Origin of the sequence: Streptomyces sp. R28 (assembly GCF_041052385.1) — a bacterium.
Classification (GTDB): Bacteria; Actinomycetota; Actinomycetes; order Streptomycetales; family Streptomycetaceae; genus Streptomyces.
In genome coordinates this window covers 5,270,876-5,290,010 of sequence record NZ_CP163439.1, presented here as the reverse complement: position 1 = coordinate 5,290,010, position 19,135 = coordinate 5,270,876, and the positions used below count along the sequence as shown (strand labels likewise).

The window sequence follows — 19,135 nt, the reverse complement described above, 5'->3', positions numbered from 1 at the left end:
TACGGCCATGAGCAGCCGCGAGGACGATGCGCTCGCGCAGGCCGCCGTGACCGCGCTGACCGGGCAGCTGGCCCTGGCTCCCAAGCCGGGCCTGCCCGACCCGCGCGACCTCGCAGCCCGCCTCACCCGCCGGGACCACCGCATGCTGCGCTGGTCGGCCAAGGCGCTCACGCCGGGCCTCGCGGCGATGGCGGCCGCGGCCAGGCGCACGGGTGAGCCGACGCCCGGGCTCCGCAGCGAACTGGGCGCGATCGGCAGGTGCACCGAGCACTCGGTGCATCTCGCGGGCGGCGGACACCGGGGCGCGCTGTGGGCACTCGGCCTGCTGGTCGCCGGGGCCGCGCTCGACCCCCGGGCCGGGGCGAGGGACGTCGCCGCCACCGCCAAGCGGATCGCCGCGCACACCGACAAACGCGCCCCGCGCAGGCCCTCCCGGGGCTCTTCGGTGTCCGCGAAGTACGGCGCCGCCGGGGCACGGGGCGAGGCCCGGGCCGGATTCCCGCACGTACGGCGGGCGCTGGACGCGCTCGCCACCGCCCGCTCGGCCGGCGCCTCGCAGGAGCAGGCCCGCCTGGACGCCCTGCTCACCGTGATGTCCACCCTCCAGGACACCGAACTCCTCTACACCGCGGGCCCCATCGGCCTACGGCAGGCCCAGCAGGGCGCCCGCGCAGTCCTGGAAGCGGGCGGTACGGCCACCGAGGCCGGTGCGGCGGCCCTGGTCGCCCTCGATGCCGACCTGCACGCGCGCGCGTGGAGCCCGCGGGGGAGTGCGGGGCTGCTCGCGGGGGCGCTGTTCCTGGACGCGCTTCCGGTCACGGCACGAGCACGGGCTGCCTGACCTGTTCCTGCCCCCGACGACCGGCGGCCCACCTGGCCGCCGGTCCCATCGCGTACGACGACGCCAGCATCGCCCCGCCCAGCAGCAGCCAGCCCGGCGTCCCCCACTCCACGAGCAGGCCCGTCAGGAGGAGCGGGCCGAGGGTGCGGGCGATCGTGACGCCGGTCCCGAACAGGCCCTGGTACTCGCCGACGCGGCCCTGCGGGGCCAGGTCGAACGACAGCTGCCAGGAACCCGCCGACTGCCCCATCTCGGCGACCACTTGAAGCACCGCGCCCACCACGAGGAAGCCGACGGCCACCCACAGCGAGGCGCCCGCCGACAGCGCGAACACCACGCACGCGGCGAGCATCACCCAGCCCGCACGACGCACCGCGCGCGTGGCGGTGGCGAGGCCCGTGACGCCGCGCGCCGCCCTGACCTGGAAGAGCATCACCGCACCGGTGTTGAGCACGAACAGCGCGGAGACCAGCCAGGCCGGTGCCTCGGTCCTGCGGGTGATCCACAGCGGCAGCACGAGGCTGAGCAGCGGCAGCCGGAGCAGCAGCACGGTGTTGAGGAGCGCGACCAACGCGTACGGGCGGTCCTGCAGTACGCCGAGCCCGTCACGCCGCCGACTCGGCACAGGCGCCACGGAGGGCAGCCGGAGCAGCAACCCCGCGCACACCACGAAGCTCACCGCGTCCAGCGTGAACACCGCCAGATACGCCGTCCGCGTCCCGGCATGCAGCGCGAGCCCGCCGAGCCCGGCACCCACCGCCAGGCCGGCATTGAGCGTCGCCTGCAGATGCGCCAGCAACCCCGTCCGGTCCCTGGCCAGCACCAGCCCCGCCAGCAGCGCCTGCCGGGCCGCCGCGAGCCCGGACTGCGCGGCGGCGTACGCGCACGCGGCCAGCACGAACAGCACGAACCCCTGCACGACCGTGAAGGACGCCACCGCGAGCCCCGTCACAAGGGCCAGCAGCACCGCCGTACCGCGCGGCCCGTGCCGATCGGCGAGCCGCCCGAGCGGAACCCCGACCAGCGAGCCGACCGCCCAGCCGACGGTCAGCCCGAGCCCCACGCGCGCGGGGGCGAGGCCGACGACCTGGGTGAAGTAGAGGGCCGACGTCGTGTAGTAGGCGCCGTCTCCGACCGAGTTGCTCAACTGGGCCAGGGCGAGGACGCGTTGCGGACCGGCGGGCGGGACGAGGCGGGTTGTCATGCCGATGACGTTAAAGACACGGTGGGCCTGTCAACAGGCCCAATACTCATGCGTCTCAGTGGCCCAATTCAGGCCGTTTCCAGCACCTTCCCCAGTACCTCCAACGCCTCCGGATAGACCCGCTCCCGAGGCGTCCCGTACCCCACGACGAGCCCCTGCGGCCGCTGCCCGCCGCCGCCCGGTGCATGCCAGTGCTCCCCCAGATGCCCCACCGCAAGCCCCTCGGCCTCCGCCCGCGCCAGCACCGCCGCCTCGTCGTCGACCTCCACCAGCGCATGCAGCCCGGCCGCGATCCCGCGCACGTTCCGGCGCGCCCCCAGCCGCTCCAGGAGCTGATCCCGGCGCCGCCGGTACCGCAGCCGACAGGCACGCACATGCCGGTCGTAGGCGTGGCTGTCGATCAGCTCCGCCAGGGCCAACTGGCCGACGGACTCGGTGTGATGGTCGCTGTGCAGCTTGGCGTCGGCGACGGAGTCGACCAGGTGCGGCGGCAGCACCATCCAGCCGAGCCGCAGCGCGGGCCCGAGGGTCTTCGAGGCGGTCCCCAGATACACCACCTGCCCCGGCGCCATCCCCTGCAGCGCGCCGACGGGCTGGCGGTCGTAACGGAACTCCCCGTCGTAGTCGTCCTCGACGATCAGCCCCTCACGCGCGCGTGCCCAGTCGCTGAGCGCCCGCCGCCGCTCCGGATGCAGGGTCACACCGGTCGGGTACTGATGCGCGGGCGTGACGACAACGGCCCCGCAGTCCCCCAACTCCTGGGCGCACGCACCCCGTTCATCGACCCGCACGGGCACGACGGCGCCCCCGTTGCGCCGCACCACCTCCCGGTGGAACGGCAATCCGGGATCCTCCATGGCGACGGAGCCGCCCTCCAGCACGCGCGTGAGGAGCGCCAAGCCCTGCACATACCCGGAGGTGATCACGATCCGCTCCGGGGGCGCGATCACCCCGCGCGCCCGCCCCAGATACCCCGACAGCGCGTTGCGCAACTCGATACGCCCGCGCGGATCGCCGTAGTCGTACGCCGCCGAGGGCGCCGTAGCGATGGCCCTGCGCAACGCCCGCAGCCAGGCCGCCGCCGGAAACGCCCCCACATCCGGACTCCCCGGCCGCAGATCAAAACGCGCCGCACGCGCGCGTGCGGCGGCCTCCGGCGGTTCGGCGTCGACGGGAGGCAACGAGGCGACCTGCGTACCGGCCCCCTGCCGGGCGGTGAGATACCCCTCGGCGACAAGCTGGTCGTAGGCCGCCTTCACGGTGTTCCGGGAGACCCCGAGTTCGTCCGCGAGCCGCCGCGTGGCCGGCAACCGAGCCCCGGGCGCCAGCCGCCCGTCCCGCACGGCATCACGCAGAGCACGCTCAAGCCCAGCACGGCGCCCGTCGGTGGCGGCGAGCTTCAGATGCAGGTCCACATCAACCCCCCCCAGGGGCGCGGAGCTGTCTCGATATGCGGCTCCCCCGCGCGGGCGCGACCAGCCACGAATCGCCCGCAGACCGCAACGATGGCCGGACACCCCTCTGGTGTCCGGCCGTCGATCCCAGATCAGCCCTTCAGCGAGGCCATCCAGCTCTCAACCTCATCCGACCGCCGAGGCAGCCCGGCGGACAGATTCCGGTTTCCCTCCTCCGTGACCAGGATGTCGTCCTCGATCCGCACCCCGATCCCCCGGTACTCCTCCGGCACGGTCAGGTCATCGGCCTGGAAGTACAGCCCGGGCTCAACCGTCAGCACCATCCCCGGCTCCAGCACACCCTCCACATACGTCTCGGTCCGCGCCGCGGCGCAGTCGTGGACGTCCATGCCGAGCATGTGCCCCGTCCCGTGCAGTGTCCACCGCCGCTGAAGCCCCAGCTCCAGCACCCGCTCCACCGGCCCCTCGACGAGCCCCCACTCGACGAGCCGCTCGGTCAGCACACGTTGCGACGCGTCGTGGAAGTCCCGGTACTTCGCGCCCGGCTTCACGGCCGCGATACCGGCCTCCTGGGCGTCGTACACGGCGTCGTAGATCTTCTTCTGGATCTCGCTGTAGCGGCCGTTGATCGGCAGCGTGCGCGTGACGTCGGCGGTGTAGTACGTGTGCGTCTCGACGCCCGCGTCGAGCAGCAGCAGATCACCCGAGCGCACGGGCCCGTCGTTGCGCACCCAGTGCAGCGTGCAGGCGTGTGGACCGGCGGCGCAGATGGAGCCGTAGCCGATGTCGTTGCCCTCCACGCGCGCGCGGAGGAAGAACGTGCCCTCGATGTAGCGCTCGCTCGTCGCCTCGGCCTTGTCGAGGACCTTCACCACGTCCTCGAAGCCGCGCACGGTCGAGTCGACGGCCTTCTGCAGCTCGCCGATCTCGAACGCGTCCTTGACCAGCCGCGCCTCGGACAGGAAGACCCGCAGCTCCTCGTCCCGCTCGGCGGTGACCTTGTCGGTCAGCGCGGCCTCGATACCGGCGTCGAAGCCACGCACGACACGCACGGGACCCGTCGCCTCGCGGAGCTGGTCCGCGAGCTCGCGCACGTCGGAGGCCGGGATGCCGTACAGCTTCTCCGCCTCGGTGAGCGAGTGCCGGCGGCCGACCCACAGCTCGCCCTGGCCGGACAGCCAGAACTCGCCGTTCTCGCGGTCGGAGCGCGGCAGGAGGTAGATCGTCGCCTTGTGACCGTCGGCGACGGGCTCCAGGACGAGCACGCCGTCCTCGGTCTGGTTGCCGGTGAGATACGCGTACTCGACCGACGCCCGGAAGGCGTACTCGGTGTCGTTCGAGCGGGTCTTCAGGTTGCCCGCGGGGATCACCAGACGCTCACCCGGGAAGCGCGCCGACAACGCGGAGCGCCGCGCGGCGGTCTCGGCGGCCTGGGGGATCGGCTCCAGGTCGTGCAGCTCCGTGTCGGCCCAGCCGGACTTCATGCTCTCGGCCAGCTCGTCGGACACGCCCGGGTACAGGCCGTTCTTCCGCTGCTTGATGGGCTCCTCAGACTCAGCTTCCGGGCCCGCTGCGGTAGCAGCAATGGGCTCGGCCGGGGTGAGCTCGTCGGCCACGGTCATCCTCCTCGATACGGCACTGGACCCCGTCCATCGTACGGTCGTACGGAAGGGGGCTCAGGGCCGAAAGACCTGTTACCCGGCTCTTGAGCGCTGCTGTTATGGCCGAGGTCACTCGCCTGTTATGGGCGCCTTTGACGGACGACTACGCGCGCGTGGCGGGCGACCACACAGGGCGACTACTCGAAGCGGGCGGCCAGCAGGACGACGTCCTCCTCGCTGTCCGCCCGGTCGAGCCCGCCCGGCAGCACGGTGCGCAGGACGTGGTCGACGACGGCGTCCGGGTCGTGCCGGATCGCCCGGGGTACGCAGGCCGCCGCCGCGTGCAGCCGGGCGAAGGCGCGGTCGGTGGGGTCGCCGGTGCGGTGCAGCAGTCCGTCGGTGTAGAGCAGAACCGTCTCTCCGGCTTCCGCCGTCAGCTCCACGCTGGGTGCCTCCCAGCAGGCCAGCATGCCCAGCGGCGCGGACACGGAGGTCTCCACGAACTCCGTGCGCCGCTCGCCGATCAGCAGCGGCGGGGTGTGCCCGGCCCCGGCGAGCGTGATCTTGCGCAGGGCGGGCTCGCAGTAGGCGAACAGAGCGGTGGCGGAGCGGGCCGGTTCGGTGAGTCTGAGCAGCAGTTCCAGATCGGACAGGACCGCGACCGGGTCCTCGCCCTCCATGACGGCGTACGCCCGCAGGCTGGCCCTCAGCCGTCCCATCGCGGCGATGGCGCTGGGCCCGGAGCCGGTCACCGAGCCGACCGCCAGGCCGAGCGCGGCGTCCGGCAGCGGCAGCGCGTCGTACCAGTCGCCGCCCCCGCGCGGGCCGGTACGGTGCCGCACGGCGAGCTGGACGCCGGCCATACGGGGCAGGCGGGAGGGCAGCAGTTCCTCGGCCATCGTCTTCATGCACGCGCGCGTGCGCTCGACCTCGAGGAGCCGGGCCAGGTGCTCGGTGGCGTAGCGGGTGTACAGGCCGACGAGGTGGCGCTGGCGCTCGGCCGGTTCGGCGGGCTCGTCGTACAGCCACACGGCGGCGCCGAGGCGGCCGGCGGCCTCGGTGGACAGGGGGAGCGCGTAGCTCGCGGCGTAGCCGAGGCGTGCGGCCACCTCGCGGTGGCGGGGGTCGAGCCCGTTCTCGGAGAACAGGTCCGGCTGGGCGATCTCGCCGTCGCCGCCCGGCAGTCCGTCGAGGATCCTCCCGTACGACATCGCACTGCGCGGGACGGTCTCGATGTGGCCGAGGTCGGCGCGGGCGAGCCCCAGTCCGATCGTCGTGTCCGGGCCGAGCCCGTCAGCCGGTTCCAGTACGACGAGACCGCGCCGGGCGCCCACGAGGGCGGCTCCGGCGCGCAGTAGTTCCTGGAGGGCGTCGTCGAGTGCGTCCGTTCGGGCCAGGCGCTCGGTGAGTTCGTGGAGTGTCGTGAGGTCCGAGACCCAGCCGGCGAGACGGTCCTGAAGCAGCGCCCCTGGTGCGTTGGGTGGGGGGACTGCTGAGGTGCTCGAGGCCGCGGGCGCGGGCGCGACAGTGTGGGCGGGCGAGGGAACCGTCGAATCGATTCCGGCCACTTTCGGAGGGTGAGGAGCGTTCATGGCGTCGGCTTTCCGACCGGTGCGTATTGCTCAAAAGCATCGCAAACCCCCATGTCATTCTGCGCCGCTAGCAGTGTCTCCACATGTACACGCACTCGTGAGGGGATGTCCAGCATTGTCCTGCCGGGTTTCCTGGTGTCCGTGGGTAACCTGAGTACGCGCCGCTGTCCTCTTGCGTAATGGCAAAGTTGGCTTAAAACTGACTCAGGGAACGGGGTATTGCGGTCGACTGGTTTCGCTCCACAGAGCGTCACAGCGGTCGTGATGGGTACGTACTCGGTGAAGGCCAGGGGTGGTTGACGACCACCCGGAACCTGGCGACGGACCCGGGCGTCTTAGCCACCGACGACCGGCCCCATCCTCCCGTGGCGGAGGCGAAGAGAAATACGCGCGACGCTAAACGCCAGACTTCGCCACCCCACGCCACGCCCATGCTTTTGCCAGACGCAGTAAGGGCGAGGTGGCCGCGGAAGCAGTCAAACGCTCGGCCCATAGGGGTTTTCCTTGCCCATGGCAGGGGTGTGATGCGCCAACAGGTACGCACAGTGAAGTGATCGACACATGGTGTGATGTGACCACGGTGTTGCCAGCGGTGCAACGGAAAGGAACGAGCGCTCATGCGCGAGATCCTCGGAAGGCGACGCAGGCTCCTGCGCAGCGACGGGACGCCTGAATTGATCAGCGCGGCTCTGACCTTCGCGACGGAATGGCGCTGGCCGGTACTCCCAGGAGTGACGACGCACCCGCAGGGACACTCCCGCTGCGGCTGCCCCGACCCGGAGTGCACGGTGCCCGGCGCCCACCCCTTCGACCCCGGCCTCCTCGCGGCCACCACCGACGAGCGCATGGTGCGCTGGTGGTGGACCAACCGGCCCACGGCCCCGATCATCCTCGCCACCGGCGACACGGCCCCCTGCGCGGTCAGCCTCCCCGCCCTGCCGGCCGCGCACGCCCTCACCGCACTCGACCGCATGGGCATGCGCCTCGGCCCGGTCGTCGCCTCGCCCGCCCGCTGGTCGATCCTGGTGAAGCCGTACTCCATGGAGCAGCTGGGCGAACTGCTCTACGCCAAGGACTTCGTCCCCGGCTCCCTGCGCTTCCACGGCGAGGGCGGCTACATCGCCCTGCCCCCGTCCGAGACGGGCCAGGGCCCCATCAGCTGGCAGCGCGCCCCGCTGCCCGGCTCGGCCTCCCCGTGGGTGCCGGGCGTGGAGGCCGTGGTGGACGCCGTGGTTGATGCCCTCACTCGTACGGGTGTGAGCGCGCCCGAATTGTAGGGCCGTCCGGCGCGCGCGGGACGGTGCACGCGCGCGTGTTCGTTATCTTCCGCTATATGCCGCGTCAAACCAGGGGAAAAAGGGCACCGTCGTCGCATCGCCGCGGGCCGAATCGTAGAAGAGTCCGTCTGATCGCCTTCGCGTCCGTCGCGGCGGCCGCGGTCGCCCTGCCGCTGGCCTGGGCGGCCGCCGGACAGGTCGTCGACGCGAGCAGGGCCGCCCGACACGCGTCCGCGCACGAGGCCGTACGGTCCTCCCCCCATGCTCCGAGGGACGGTGCCGTACGTCCGTCCCGTCCCGCCGACGCCAAGGCGCCCGCCGCCGAGCTCGCCGACTCGTCGCTGCTGCTCGGTCTGGGCCTTGCCACCGCCGCCCGCTGCGGTCCCGAACTCACCTCACCCGAGGGCATCGAGGCGCAGACCTGCGTCCTCACACAGGGCGAGGAGACCTGGGCGCGCACCTACTTCCGCAATGCGACCGGCGGCGCGCTGGACTCCGTACTGAGTCTCATGGGGCCCGGTGGCCGCACGGTGCAGATGCGCTGCGCCGGGGGCGCCGAGGACGAGCCGGGGACGTGCGAGACGCCCCGGGAGCGCACTCGGGGGAACCTGGACGCCTACACGGCGGTCGCGGAGTTCGCCTCCCGGGCCGGGAGCGGGCCGCTGCTGCTGCGCTCCGCGAGCAACTCCTCGCCGGGCAAATCCGAGTCACCTTCGGACAGTTGACAGGCGGCGTCATTCCGTAAAGGAGTGCGCACATGGAAAGACCCGGTTGCTGGCGACGGGGGATGCACCAGCAACCGGGCTAATGGAACGGTAACAAGAGATCGGCGGTTCGCAAATTCGATCCGGGCTTTCCAGTCACGGATTCCCTTGCTCCGCATGGGAGTTGTGATCGGATTCACCCCTCCCGGACGGGCCGGTTCGGCTGAACGGCCGTTCAGCCGAACCCGATCTCCGCAGCGGCGCTCGTCAGCTGAGCGTGACCTGCCGGTTGGTCAGGCCGCCACGCGCGCGACGCTCGTCCGCGGTGAGCGGAGCGTCCGTGGCCAGGGCCGCGGCGAGGCGCTCGGCGAACTCCGCCGCCGGCTTCTCCACGTCCTCCGCGCCGATGTCGCTCGGCAGGTCCCAGACCGGCACGGTGAGGCCGTGGGCGCGGAACGAGCCCACGAGCCGGGTGCCTTCGCCGAGGTTCGACTTCTTTGCCGCGTGCAGCCGCGCGAGAGCGTCCAGAAGTTGCTCCTCGGGGTGCGGCATGACCCAGCGCAGGTGGTTCTTCTCCGGCGTCTCGCACCAGTAGGCGGCGTCCACGCCGGTCAGCCGCACGGTCGGGATGGCCGCGGCGTTGGCCCGCTCCAGGGAGGCGGTCACCTCCGGAGTGGCGTTCTCCGCGTCCGGGACCCAGAACTCGAAGCCCGGGTGCACAACTGGCTCGAACGCGCCTTCGGGGTCGAGCAGATCCTGCAGTCGCGGACCGTCGGCCGGGGCGCGGCGGCCCTGGACCGGCGTGCCGGGCTGTGCGGTGAGGGCCTGCTGGAGAGTGTCGGCGAGGTCGCGGCTGATGTCGCCCGACGCCGTGTCGTTCTGCAGGCCGAGCAGTACCGAGCCGTCGTCGCGGCGCAGGGCCGGCCAGGCCATCGGCAGGACGGTGGCCAGGGTGACGGACGGGACGCCCTCGGGGAGGCCGCCCTTCAGGGGCAGCTCGACCGTGGCGGCCGGCACCAGCTCGCGCAGCGCCACCCAGTCGCACTCGCCCGGCAGCCCTTCGAACGGGCGGTGCACCAGCTCGGTCACCGCCTGCGCGGCGGCCCGGCCGTGGCAGGCCTTGTAGCGCCGGCCGCTGCCGCAGGGGCAGGGCTCGCGTGCGCCGACGACCGGAAAGTGCCCATCAGCGCCTCCGGCGCGGGCTCCGTCGCTGAGCTGCGGGCGCTTGGCCTTGGTCTGGGGTCGCTTCTTGGCCATCGTGGGTGTCTCCCGGTTACGGCTCGTCACGTACGGCGCGAGCCTAGCCGTTCACGCCATGTGCGACGGGAGCCTGTGGACAACCCACCGGGTCGTGCCGGAAACAGGTCTTCCGGCGGAAGCAGTGCCTCTGCCGGAACCCGTGCTGTCAGTCCAGGTCGTCGAAGGCGTCGGCGAAGTCGAGGCCGGATATCGCGCCCACCGACGGCGCTGCGACGCGCGTAGCGAAGTCGTGGCGGCGGTGCCCGGCATCCGGATCGTGAACGTCGTCGTGGACCACGACCCAGACCGTGACCTCGCCCCGGGCATCGTCCCGTACACCCCAGTCGTCGGCGAGAGCGGTGATGATGTTCAGCCCGCGGCCGCCGTGCGCGGTGACCGAGGGCGTGGCCGGAGCAGGGCGGGTGGGCCCGCCGCCGTCCGTCACCTCCACGGTGAGCCTGCCGCTCGCGTCCACGCGCCACGAGGCCCGGACGTCACCGTCCCCGGACAGTGCGTCACCGAGCGGCCGGCCGTGTTTGCAGGCGTTGCTCAAGAGTTCGGAAAGAATCAGTACGGCATCGTCGATGACCGAATCCGCCACGCCGCCCCTGCGCAACTGAGAGCGCATACGGTGTCTCGCTTTCCCCACGCCCGCAGGGCCATGGGGTACGGCCATGCTCGACGACGTGGGCACCTCCTGTGCCACCACCAACGCCACCCCCGAGACCTCCTTTGCCCCACGCCACGGAGTGGATGCCCCATTGGCCTGTACCGGAAACCGGCCAATCAATGTCCGGTGACGCACTCGTAACGATCGAATACAGACCGAACGCGCCGGAGCACTCCCCGTAATCGGGATGGCTGGAATTCGACGGTGTGACCGAGAGTGGAGGATGGGGCTGAAGGGACTTCGGGGTCAAGAGGTTGTGCAGGGATTGATGAGGTTTTAGAGGTTTCCGGGTGCGCGGTTTGCTGTGACCACCATGTGCTTTGGCTGTCTGTGGTCGTGCTGTGGTCGTGCGTCGGCCACGCGCGCGGGTCAGCGGCCGAGCTGGTGCAGCACCGCGCGCGGGCGGTTGGTGATGATGGCGTCGACGCCCAGTTCGACGCAGAGATCGACGTCCTCGGGCTCGTTCACGGTCCAGACGTGCACCTGGTGACCGGCCCGCTTCAGGCGCTCCACATACGTCGGGTGGCTGCGCACGATCCGGATCGAGGGGCCGGCGATGTGGACGCCCGCGGGCAGCCGTCCGTCCCGGAGTCTGGGCGAGACGAACTGCATCAGATAGACGGTCGGCAGCGTCGGAGAGGCGGCACGCACGCGATGCAGCGAGCGCGCCGAGAAGCTCATGACACGCACCGGGGACTCGTCGGCCGAGGCGGGTGCGTCGAGCCCGAACCGCTTCAGCAGGACCAGCAGCCGCTCCTCGACCTGCCCCGCCCACCGGGTCGGGTGCTTGGTCTCGATCGCCATCTCCACACGCCGCCCCGCGTCGGCGACGAGCTCCAGCAGTCGCTCCAGAGTGAGCACCGAGGTGTCCTCGGGGTCCTCCGGCCGGAACTCCCAGTCGGGCTCCTCGGTGCGGTTCTTCCACGAGTCGCGGTTCTTGCGGGAACCGAAGTCCAGGGCGGCGAGCTCGGCGAGCTCCAGGGCCGAGACCGCGCCGCGGCCGTTGGACGTACGGTTGACGCGGCGGTCGTGGACACAGACGAGATGACCGTCCGCGGTGAGGCGTACATCGCACTCGAGGGCGTCCGCACCGTCCTCGATCGCCTTCTTGTACGCGGCCAGGGTGTGCTCGGGAGCGTCTTCGGAGGCTCCGCGATGGGCGACGACTTGGATCTGCTGCTGCCGTGCGTGGGTCACCGCGTCATGGTCCCACCGCAGGCGGGTAGACGTGCGGCCGGAGCAGTCTTGAGGGTGCCGGGATTGCGCCTGCTTGGTAGCACATGCCCTATATAAGGAATGGCCGTGGACCCACAGCCACCGCTTATGGTGCTCTGACGGCCCGTGGGAAAAGCTGACGGCATACAAAAAGACATGCACAGCTGAAGCGCACCGACCGCCGACAAGTACTGGCCAGCGTGAACGGGCGTGACCGCGTGCGACCGACAACGACAGCCGTGGATCGAGGAGAGAAGCTGTGAGCACCGAGAACGAGGGCGCCGCGGTACCCCCGGCCCCGTCCGCACCTCCCGTGCCGGTGGATGCTCCTGCTGCTCCGGCATCCCCGGAGCGCACGGCTCCCGAGGGCGACGCCGTCCCGCCCACTCCGCTCCCGCCGGTGCCGAACGGCGCCCCGGCGAACTCGAACGGCACGCAGCCGTACGGCGCCGAGGCGGGCGCGAACGGGTCTCAGCCGTACGCCGCCGAAGCGGCTTCGAACGGTGCCCAGCCGCCCGTCGCCCCGGCTGCCTCGAACGGTGCCCAGCCGCCCGCCTCCCAGGGCTCGGCCCCCGACGCCTCCTGGCCGCCTCCGCCGCCGCCCACGCCGCCGTACGCCGACAGCGGTGTTGCCGCCGGTGGTGCCGGCGCTGGTGATGGTGCCGGTGGCGGTGCGGGCTTCGGTTGGGGCGCCGGCTACCAGGAGCCGGCGCCCAAGGCCGGCCGTGGGCGCGGCGGACTGCTCGCCGCGGTCCTCATCGCCGCGCTGGTCGCGGGCGGCCTGGGCGGCGGCCTCGGCTACACCCTGGCCAAGAACGACGACACCAGCTCCTCGACGACCGTCTCCGCCGCCGACAGCGGTGGCGACCTCAAGCGCGACCCGGGCACGGTCGCGTCCGTGACCGCCAAGGCGCTGCCGAGCACCGTCACCATCGAGGCCGAGAGCAGCAGCGGCGAGGGCGGCACCGGCACCGGCTTCGTCTTCGACACCGAGGGCCACATCGTCACCAACAACCACGTGGTGGCCGACGCGGTCGACGGCGGCAAGCTCACGGCGACCTTCCCGAACGGCAAGAAGTACGACGCCGAGGTCGTCGGGCACGCGCAGGGCTACGACGTGGCGGTGATCAAGCTCAAGAACGCGCCGTCGGACCTCAACCCGCTGACGCTGGGCAACTCCGACGAGGTGGCGGTCGGCGACTCGACGATCGCGATCGGCGCCCCGTTCGGCCTCTCCAACACGGTCACGACGGGCATCATCAGCGCCAAGAACCGCCCGGTGGCCTCCAGCGACGGCACCGGCAGCAACGCCTCCTACATGAGCGCCCTGCAGACGGACGCCTCGATCAACCCCGGCAACTCCGGCGGCCCGCTGCTGGACGCGCAGGGCAACGTCATCGGCATCAACTCCGCGATCCAGTCCTCCGCCAACGGCCTGGGCGGCACCAGCCAGTCCGGCTCGATCGGCCTCGGCTTCGCCATCCCGATCAACCAGGCCGAGTACGTCGCCAAACAGCTGATCAAGACCGGCAAGCCGGTGTACGCCAAGATCGGCGCCTCCGTCTCCCTGGAGGACACCACCGGCGGCGCCAAGATCACCGAGCAGGGCGCCAGCGGCTCGGACGCGGTCGAGGCGGGCGGCCCCGCCGCCAAGGCCGGCCTCAAGCCGGGCGACGTCATCACCAAGCTCGACGACAGGGTGATCGACTCCGGCCCCACCCTGATCGGCGAGATCTGGACCCACAAGCCCAACGACAAGGTCACGATCACCTACGAACGCGGCGGCCAGTCCCGCACGGTCGAACTCACCCTGGGCGCCCGCACGGGCGACAGCTGACGCCACCGGCCACGCGCGCGTACGTCCGGCTCCGACCAGGGCCGACGTCACGCGCGCGTGTGCGTTTGTTGTCCGCGTCTCCCGCCCCGTCTTGAGAGGGGGAGAGATGCGGGCGCCTGCGGCGGAGGCGGGAACCAGGACGGGACGCACCCGCGTCCTCCCCGCCGGGAGGGCGCCCTGTCGCACTGTCGTTCGCTGAGGCGACGGCATGGGTGGACGGCCAGGAAGCTGTTCGCCCGGGTGTGGATTACGCTGCGCGCGTGGGGAGTTGCCGATCGAGGGCGACCGCGTCCATACGTTCGGATGGGCTATCGTGCCTTCTCGACCTCGACTGTTCGCGAATGGGAAGCGGAGCCGCGAATGGGAAGCAGACAAGGGGACGGTCTCGCGGTGTCCGATCTCGGGCGGCTCGTCGCCGGCAGGTACCTGCTGGTGGAGCGGGTGGGCAGCGGCGGTATGGGAACCGTCTGGCGTGCCGAGGACAAACTGCTCGGCCGCCACGTCGCCGTGAAGAAGCTGCGCATCCCGCCGCACCTGCAGGACGACGAGGTCCGGACGCTCTACGAGCGCACCCGCCGCGAGGCCCGCAGCGCCGCCCGGATCACCCACCCCAACGTGATCGTGGTGCACGACGTCGTCGACGACGAGGGCCTGCCGTGCATCGTCATGGAGTACATCCCCTCGGTCACGCTGAGCGACGTACTGACCCGCCGGGGCGCGCTGCCACCCGAGGAGGCCGCCCGGATCGGCCTGGCCATGGCCGCCGCCCTGCGCGCCGCCCACGACGCCGGGGTCCTGCACCGGGACGTCAAACCCGCCAACGTGCTGCTCGGTGACGACGGACGGATCGTCCTCACCGACTTCGGGATCGCCATGGAGTCGGGAACGTCCTCGCTGACCAAGCCCGGCGAGTTGATCGGCTCCATCTGCTACCTGGCGCCCGAACGGCTCAGGGGCGCGCATCCCGAGACCGGTCCCGCCAGTGATCTGTGGGCCCTGGGGGCAACGCTGTACCAGGCGGTCGAGGGGCGGGACCCGTTCCGGCGCGACACCCCCATCGAGACGGCGTACGCCATCGCCACCGATCCGTACGAGCCCTCGCGCAGGGCCGGGGACCTGACCCCGGTGATCGAGGGTCTGCTCGTCAAGGATCCCGAACAGCGCATGGACGTGCACGAGGTCGAACGCCGCCTGGGCGAGGTGACCGGCACCCGAACCGCGCGCCTCGATTCCCCCACGCGCCCGGACCGTGCCGAGGACCTCGCGCCTCCTGGCGGGAAGGGCAAGGGCAGGGGCAACCGCCGACGTACGGTGGTGTGGTCCGTCCTGGCAGTGACCCTCGCCGCTTGTCTGGCGGGCGGCGGCGCACTGTGGTGGCTCAAGCGCGGCCCCGATGGGCCGACCGCGCATACGTCCGGCCCCGAGGCGTCACTTCCTCCCCCGCCGCCAGTCCCGGTCCCACCGTGCCGCCGATGCCCGCCGGGTACCACCTCGAGAAGCCGGACACCGGCATCTCCGTGCCGGTGCGGGACGGCTGGACCCGCAAGACGTTGTCCGGCGGCGAAGTCGGCTATATAGACCCGTCGGAACTGGTGGGCCTGAGGGTCAACGTCGTCGAGTTCGCGGGCACCGATCCGCTGCGGCACTGGCGTGAGACGGAAGAGGAACAGACCGCCCGCGACAACCCCGGCTACGAACGCGTCAGGATGGCCGAAACGACCTTCCGGGGACGGCCTGCCGGGTACTGGGAGTTCACCTTCGACGGCCGGGCACGCAAGTACCGCGCGGCGGAACTGGCCTTCGCGAGCGCCGACGGCACCCAGTACGTCATCTACCTCTCCGCCCCGGACGAGCAATGGCACGAGTACCGGCCGGTCTTCGACGCCGCCGTCAAGGGAGTCCGCCTGAGCGACGCCGGCTGACGGCGAGCGCTCGTACGGCCGCTCAGAGACTGCTCGGCAAGGGAGCGACCGGCCCCCATACGGACCACCAACCCCGCGCCACGCGTCAGGCCGGTACGCTGTACCCGCTCCGCCCCTGGTGGGCCGGGGCGAGGTGGGTTGCCCGAGCGGCCTAAGGGAACGGTCTTGAAAACCGTCGTGGCGCGAGTCACCGTGGGTTCAAATCCCACACCCACCGCTTGTCAGGCGGTATAAGGCCAGGTGAGAAGGGGTGCCCGGATTTTCGGGCACCCCTTCTCGGCTCACGACTTCGTCGCGGCGGTCCGCTTCGAGGTTCTGCCTGCCCCGGTGCGGGCTCGCCCGGGACCGGCAGCCGTGCTCTTCTGCCTGCTTCCAGGCTTCTCTGCGCCTGAGGCGGTCGGCCATTTGAACTCGATCTCCAGCTCGATCTCCCCGTCACTGACCTCGACCTCGATCTCGCCGCGAAGGTCGTCCGGGATCCGCAGGCTCAGCTTCCAAGGGTCGAGTTCCAGTTCGGCATCGCCGCCTTCCCTCAGCGCGGTCGCGAGCGCCTCGAGCTGATCGGCCGCCTCAAGGCGGGACAGGGAGCGCTTCTGCTCAAGCTTGAGATCCTTCATGGCGTCTCCGATCCAGCGCGAATATGGGAAGACAATGACCATTTTGGTGCTAATTGCCGAGCTGGACATCTTGCCGAGAAACACCCACCAGCGCGGCGTCGGCGGCGACGGATCAGAGCCCCGGTTACCGGGCCCGTAGCAGCCTCAACTGTCCGATCTCGGCGGCGTTCTTCATCAGCTCGGCGTTCACCCAGCCGATCATGTGGGCGACGGTGTACTGCGGGTCGTTCGGCAAGGGAAACGGCGCCGTGGCGTCCAGATCCGTGTCGTCGAGCCGGTCCAGCGCGGCCAGCCACTCCGCACGCAGGTCGCGCAGCCAGGCGACGGTCGCCTTCCCGTCGCCTGGCCAGGTGACGTCGGTCCGCTCTCGGGGCGGGCGGCCCCGCAGATGGTCGGTGGCCACGCTCCACCACCAGCCGATGTGCCAGCTCACCCAGGCGATGGTCGGCACGGGGACGGGGTCGGGCTCGGTCTCCGCCCAGTCCGGCACCCAGGTTCCGTCGGCAGCCGGGCGCACGGTCCAGCAGTGCGGTCCCGGTTCCCACAGGAAGTCCTCGGGTCGGAGCCGTTCGAGGTGGTACTCGAACAGCGCCCAGGTGAGATCGAACTGCCAGCGCATCAGGTCACGTCGGGAAATGCTCATCGCCCGACCCTGACAGACGGCCTCCCCTGCGGAGCAAGCCGATTTCTCCGCAAGGGCTGTCGTCGCAGGGCCGTCTCCAGAGCCCGTAGTCCCGCCGTCTAGAGCTCGTAGTCCCGCGCCAGCCGCTCCCACTCGACCTCCCGCAGCGCGTCCTCCGCGTCACAGCCGGAGGGCACGCGCGTGGTGGGCTGGAACCAGATGATCGTGAGGACGGAGCGATACAGGACCGGGTCGTGGTCGCGGTCGAGGGCCGTGGAGTGGAAGGCGCCCACGCAGGCCACAGACGGCAGCACCTCGACCGGGCCGAACGCGCCCGCGTACTGGTCGGGATACTCGCGCGGCGGCGGCACGAGGTGCAGCGGCGAGGCGGGGCGGGCGTGCTCCGCGGCGCGGACGAGGCCCCTGATCCTCATGTCGTTGACCGGCTTGCACGGGTAGCCCTCCAGCATTCCGCCGTACGTCGAGGAGAGCTGCAGCTCGGAGAGGTCGAGCGAGCGGCCGGAGGTGAGGACGACGTGGGTCAGTGACATGGTCGGCACTCTAGGGCGGTGGTGCATCGAGCTCCCGTGAATTTTTCCAGGCCTGTCAGGCGCCTACGGAACCCCGGACGTCCCGTCAGGGCCGGTGCCCCGTCAAGGCCGGTGCCCCGTCAAGGCCGGTGCCCCGTCAAGGCCGGTGCCCCGTCATGCGGGCAGCCGACGCGATCGTCGCGCGGGCCTCGCGTTCGGTCAGGCCGGTGCTGAGTGCCGCCTCGACCAGCGGGTCGACCAGGGCGGGGCCGATGCCGTCCTCGTAGGCGCGGCAGGCGGCCCAGAACAGGCGGGTGTTGCGCTGGCCCTCGTGCGCGGCGAGCACGAACTGGACGAGTCCCTGCCCGTGGCCGCCGGCCGACGGGGGCGTGGGGTGGTGCGTGCGGGGCGGAGGGAGCAGAAGGCGCAGGAGGGCGCGCGGGCAGGGCGCGGGTGCGATGTGGGAGGTGCCGGGGGCGGTGCTGTAGACGCCGTGGTCGGTGCGGGAGCCGGGGCCGACGAGGTAGCCGCCGGCGCCGCGGATGTCGATGCCGGGCGCGAGGCGCCCCGCCGAGTTGGGGACGACGACGTCGGGCGGGCCGGTCAGCCAGAGGTGGCGGCCGCCACTCGGGGTCAGGACGACGACCGTGAGCGGAATCGTGAACAGGTGTCGCAGGGCCAGTTCGCGCAGGGCGGCCGAGGAGTCCGTACCGGATTTGGTGTCGAGGTCGATGCCGATCAGGTGGTGTGGGGGCAGGCCGCACGCGATGCCGTAGCCCGTGGCCCAGGGGGCGGCCGCGAAGAGTTCGCGGATGCGGGCGGGGTCGGTGGAGGCGTCGTAGACCCCGTGCCCGAAGCGGCCGCACTCGCCGTGGCAGGGCGTGGGGCCGGGGTCGTCGCGGTGCGGGGAGCGCAGGGCCGGGAGCTTCGTCCGGGACAGGGGGATGACGGCCAGTCCGCGTTCGGCGGCTGACAGGGCGTGTGCGAGGGCCAGCGTCGTGGCCTGCCGGTCGGTGGTGGCCATGCCTCCATGTTCGTACGAATGTTCGAAAAAGGAAAGAGGGGGAGAGGGTGGCCTGGCGGGCGACTCGCCGGGCGGTGGAGGTTTGGCCAGAAGTCTGCTGGAACCTTTCGCCTCTTGTGGGGCTTGAGATGGGGCTGTCCGCACTGCCCCGACTTGGAGGCTAGAAGTGGCGAAAGGGGTTTATCGACTTGTCATCACGCTTCAGGGCGAATGGTGGCTTCCGGGGTGGTTCGTCGGGGATTCGGTGGGCAACTCTGATCTCGCGACGTCGTGCACAGCTCCGGGGCGGTCGGCCAACTGCCTTGGGACGAGCAGTACTTCATGCACTACCTATGCGTCCGGCGGGGAGCCTGGGCGCTGTTCTGGAGGAACAACATGGCAAGCATCCGTACCGCCCGCGTCATCGCAGCTGTCTCCGCACTCCCGCTCGCCGCCGCACTGTTCACCGGCGTCGCGACGGCGGACAACGGCGCCTTCGCGGACGACGGATCCAGCGCGGCCGTCACGAACGCCGCCCAGGGCCTCATCGGCAGCGGGGTCGGCGGCGACAACTACGGCACCTCGTCCACCACACAGCAGCAGGCGACCGGCTCCGGCGCCTCGAACCAGAGCAACACGGCCCAGGTCAACGGCTCCGCGTTCACGGCCGTCAATCAGGGCAACGACAACACGTCCGTCAACTTCACTCCGATCTGGTGGTGAGCTGAGGGGGCCGGTGCCCCGGTGCTCACGCGCCGGCCCTCTCGGATCTGTGGGGTGTGCTGTGGGGTGCAAAGCGTCTGCGTGGCGGTACTTCGGTGCCGCCACGCAGGCGTTTTCCGTGTT

General features: G+C 71.2%; 16 protein-coding genes, 1 tRNA gene and 1 pseudogene. 7 read left to right on the top strand and 11 right to left on the bottom strand.

The features are described from left to right. Positions 1 to 7: 7 nt before the first annotated feature. A complete protein-coding gene (locus AB5J49_RS23500) occupies positions 8 to 841 on the top strand; it encodes a triphosphoribosyl-dephospho-CoA synthase (RefSeq protein WP_369170584.1) in 834 nt (277 codons plus the stop codon). On the opposite strand, the gene AB5J49_RS23495 is transcribed toward AB5J49_RS23500, so the two are convergent. The 4 genes from AB5J49_RS23495 to AB5J49_RS23480 form a co-directional block, all read right to left on the bottom strand. Next, complete coding sequence (locus tag AB5J49_RS23495; RefSeq protein WP_369170583.1) at positions 816 to 2,045, bottom strand: MFS transporter; 1,230 nt, start codon at positions 2,043 to 2,045, stop codon at positions 816 to 818. The genes AB5J49_RS23500 and AB5J49_RS23495 overlap by 26 nt on opposite strands. Before the next feature lie 68 nt (positions 2,046 to 2,113). Continuing rightward, positions 2,114 to 3,460 carry a PLP-dependent aminotransferase family protein gene (locus AB5J49_RS23490; protein ID WP_369170582.1) on the bottom strand — a complete coding sequence of 449 codons (1,347 nt, stop codon included), beginning with the start codon at positions 3,458 to 3,460 and terminating at the stop codon, positions 2,114 to 2,116. A gap of 131 nt (positions 3,461 to 3,591) precedes the next feature. Beyond that, complete coding sequence (locus tag AB5J49_RS23485) at positions 3,592 to 5,082, bottom strand: aminopeptidase P family protein (RefSeq protein WP_369170581.1); 1,491 nt, start codon at positions 5,080 to 5,082, stop codon at positions 3,592 to 3,594. A gap of 176 nt (positions 5,083 to 5,258) precedes the next feature. After that, complete coding sequence (locus AB5J49_RS23480; protein ID WP_369170580.1) at positions 5,259 to 6,629, bottom strand: PP2C family protein-serine/threonine phosphatase; 1,371 nt, start codon at positions 6,627 to 6,629, stop codon at positions 5,259 to 5,261. 641 nt (positions 6,630 to 7,270) lie between these two features. Between AB5J49_RS23480 and AB5J49_RS23475 the strand changes: the two genes are divergently transcribed. Together AB5J49_RS23475 and AB5J49_RS23470 are read left to right on the top strand one after the other, a co-directional pair. Further along, a complete protein-coding gene (locus tag AB5J49_RS23475; protein ID WP_369170579.1) occupies positions 7,271 to 7,930 on the top strand; it encodes a bifunctional DNA primase/polymerase in 660 nt (219 codons plus the stop codon). Between the two features lie 56 nt (positions 7,931 to 7,986). Next, entirely contained in the window at positions 7,987 to 8,655 is a 669-nt protein-coding gene (locus tag AB5J49_RS23470) for a hypothetical protein (protein ID WP_369170578.1), read from the top strand. A gap of 246 nt (positions 8,656 to 8,901) precedes the next feature. On the opposite strand, the gene AB5J49_RS23465 is transcribed toward AB5J49_RS23470, so the two are convergent. The 3 genes from AB5J49_RS23465 to AB5J49_RS23455 all read right to left on the bottom strand — a co-directional run bounded on the left by AB5J49_RS23465 (position 8,902) and on the right by AB5J49_RS23455 (position 11,740). Continuing rightward, positions 8,902 to 9,891 carry a DUF5926 family protein gene (locus tag AB5J49_RS23465; protein WP_369170577.1) on the bottom strand — a complete coding sequence of 330 codons (990 nt, stop codon included), beginning with the start codon at positions 9,889 to 9,891 and terminating at the stop codon, positions 8,902 to 8,904. Positions 9,892 to 10,039: 148 nt separating this feature from the next. Continuing rightward, a complete protein-coding gene (locus AB5J49_RS23460) occupies positions 10,040 to 10,678 on the bottom strand; it encodes an ATP-binding protein (protein ID WP_369170576.1) in 639 nt (212 codons plus the stop codon). A 234-nt stretch (positions 10,679 to 10,912) separates the two neighbouring features. Then, complete coding sequence (locus tag AB5J49_RS23455; protein ID WP_369170575.1) at positions 10,913 to 11,740, bottom strand: glycerophosphodiester phosphodiesterase; 828 nt, start codon at positions 11,738 to 11,740, stop codon at positions 10,913 to 10,915. Between the two features lie 277 nt (positions 11,741 to 12,017). Between AB5J49_RS23455 and AB5J49_RS23450 the strand changes: the two genes are divergently transcribed. From AB5J49_RS23450 to AB5J49_RS23440, 3 genes and pseudogenes are all read left to right on the top strand, one after another. After that, entirely contained in the window at positions 12,018 to 13,595 is a 1,578-nt protein-coding gene (locus AB5J49_RS23450; protein WP_369170574.1) for a S1C family serine protease, read from the top strand. Between the two features lie 390 nt (positions 13,596 to 13,985). Further along, a pseudogene (locus AB5J49_RS23445) lies at positions 13,986 to 15,517 on the top strand (serine/threonine-protein kinase). Between the two features lie 132 nt (positions 15,518 to 15,649). Further along, positions 15,650 to 15,734, top strand: a tRNA-Ser gene (locus AB5J49_RS23440). A 64-nt stretch (positions 15,735 to 15,798) separates the two neighbouring features. On the opposite strand, the gene AB5J49_RS23435 is transcribed toward AB5J49_RS23440, so the two are convergent. From AB5J49_RS23435 to AB5J49_RS23420, 4 genes are all read right to left on the bottom strand, one after another. After that, positions 15,799 to 16,134, bottom strand: a complete 336-nt coding sequence (locus AB5J49_RS23435) for an amphi-Trp domain-containing protein (RefSeq protein WP_369170573.1) — start codon at positions 16,132 to 16,134, stop codon at positions 15,799 to 15,801. 124 nt (positions 16,135 to 16,258) lie between these two features. Further along, entirely contained in the window at positions 16,259 to 16,777 is a 519-nt protein-coding gene (locus AB5J49_RS23430) for a DinB family protein (RefSeq protein ID WP_369170572.1), read from the bottom strand. A gap of 98 nt (positions 16,778 to 16,875) precedes the next feature. Then, positions 16,876 to 17,307, bottom strand: a complete 432-nt coding sequence (locus AB5J49_RS23425; RefSeq protein WP_369170571.1) for a hypothetical protein — start codon at positions 17,305 to 17,307, stop codon at positions 16,876 to 16,878. Positions 17,308 to 17,443: 136 nt separating this feature from the next. Beyond that, the gene (locus AB5J49_RS23420) at positions 17,444 to 18,310 is read right to left on the bottom strand and encodes a bifunctional DNA primase/polymerase (RefSeq protein WP_369170570.1); all 867 of its coding nucleotides are present in this window, start codon (positions 18,308 to 18,310) and stop codon (positions 17,444 to 17,446) included. A gap of 375 nt (positions 18,311 to 18,685) precedes the next feature. On the opposite strand from AB5J49_RS23420, the gene AB5J49_RS23415 reads away from it, so the two are divergent. Then, complete coding sequence (locus tag AB5J49_RS23415) at positions 18,686 to 19,012, top strand: hypothetical protein (RefSeq protein WP_369170569.1); 327 nt, start codon at positions 18,686 to 18,688, stop codon at positions 19,010 to 19,012. Positions 19,013 to 19,135 lie beyond the last annotated feature (123 nt).

Bases quoted from the DNA above. Each gene is read 5' to 3' on its own strand.
- AB5J49_RS23500 (WP_369170584.1), top strand. From the start codon at position 8: ATGAGCAGCCGCGAGGACGATGCGCTCGCGCAGGCCGCCGTGACCGCG.
- AB5J49_RS23495 (WP_369170583.1), bottom strand. From the start codon at position 2,045: ATGACAACCCGCCTCGTCCCGCCCGCCGGTCCGCAACGCGTCCTCGCC.
- AB5J49_RS23485 (WP_369170581.1), bottom strand. From the start codon at position 5,082: ATGACCGTGGCCGACGAGCTCACCCCGGCCGAGCCCATTGCTGCTACC.
- AB5J49_RS23475 (WP_369170579.1), top strand. From the start codon at position 7,271: ATGCGCGAGATCCTCGGAAGGCGACGCAGGCTCCTGCGCAGCGACGGG.
- AB5J49_RS23470 (WP_369170578.1), top strand. From the start codon at position 7,987: ATGCCGCGTCAAACCAGGGGAAAAAGGGCACCGTCGTCGCATCGCCGC.
- AB5J49_RS23465 (WP_369170577.1), bottom strand. From the start codon at position 9,891: ATGGCCAAGAAGCGACCCCAGACCAAGGCCAAGCGCCCGCAGCTCAGC.
- AB5J49_RS23435 (WP_369170573.1), bottom strand. From the start codon at position 16,134: ATGAAGGATCTCAAGCTTGAGCAGAAGCGCTCCCTGTCCCGCCTTGAG.
- AB5J49_RS23430 (WP_369170572.1), bottom strand. From the start codon at position 16,777: ATGAGCATTTCCCGACGTGACCTGATGCGCTGGCAGTTCGATCTCACC.
- AB5J49_RS23425 (WP_369170571.1), bottom strand. From the start codon at position 17,307: ATGTCACTGACCCACGTCGTCCTCACCTCCGGCCGCTCGCTCGACCTC.
- AB5J49_RS23420 (WP_369170570.1), bottom strand. From the start codon at position 18,310: ATGGCCACCACCGACCGGCAGGCCACGACGCTGGCCCTCGCACACGCC.
- AB5J49_RS23415 (WP_369170569.1), top strand. From the start codon at position 18,686: ATGGCAAGCATCCGTACCGCCCGCGTCATCGCAGCTGTCTCCGCACTC.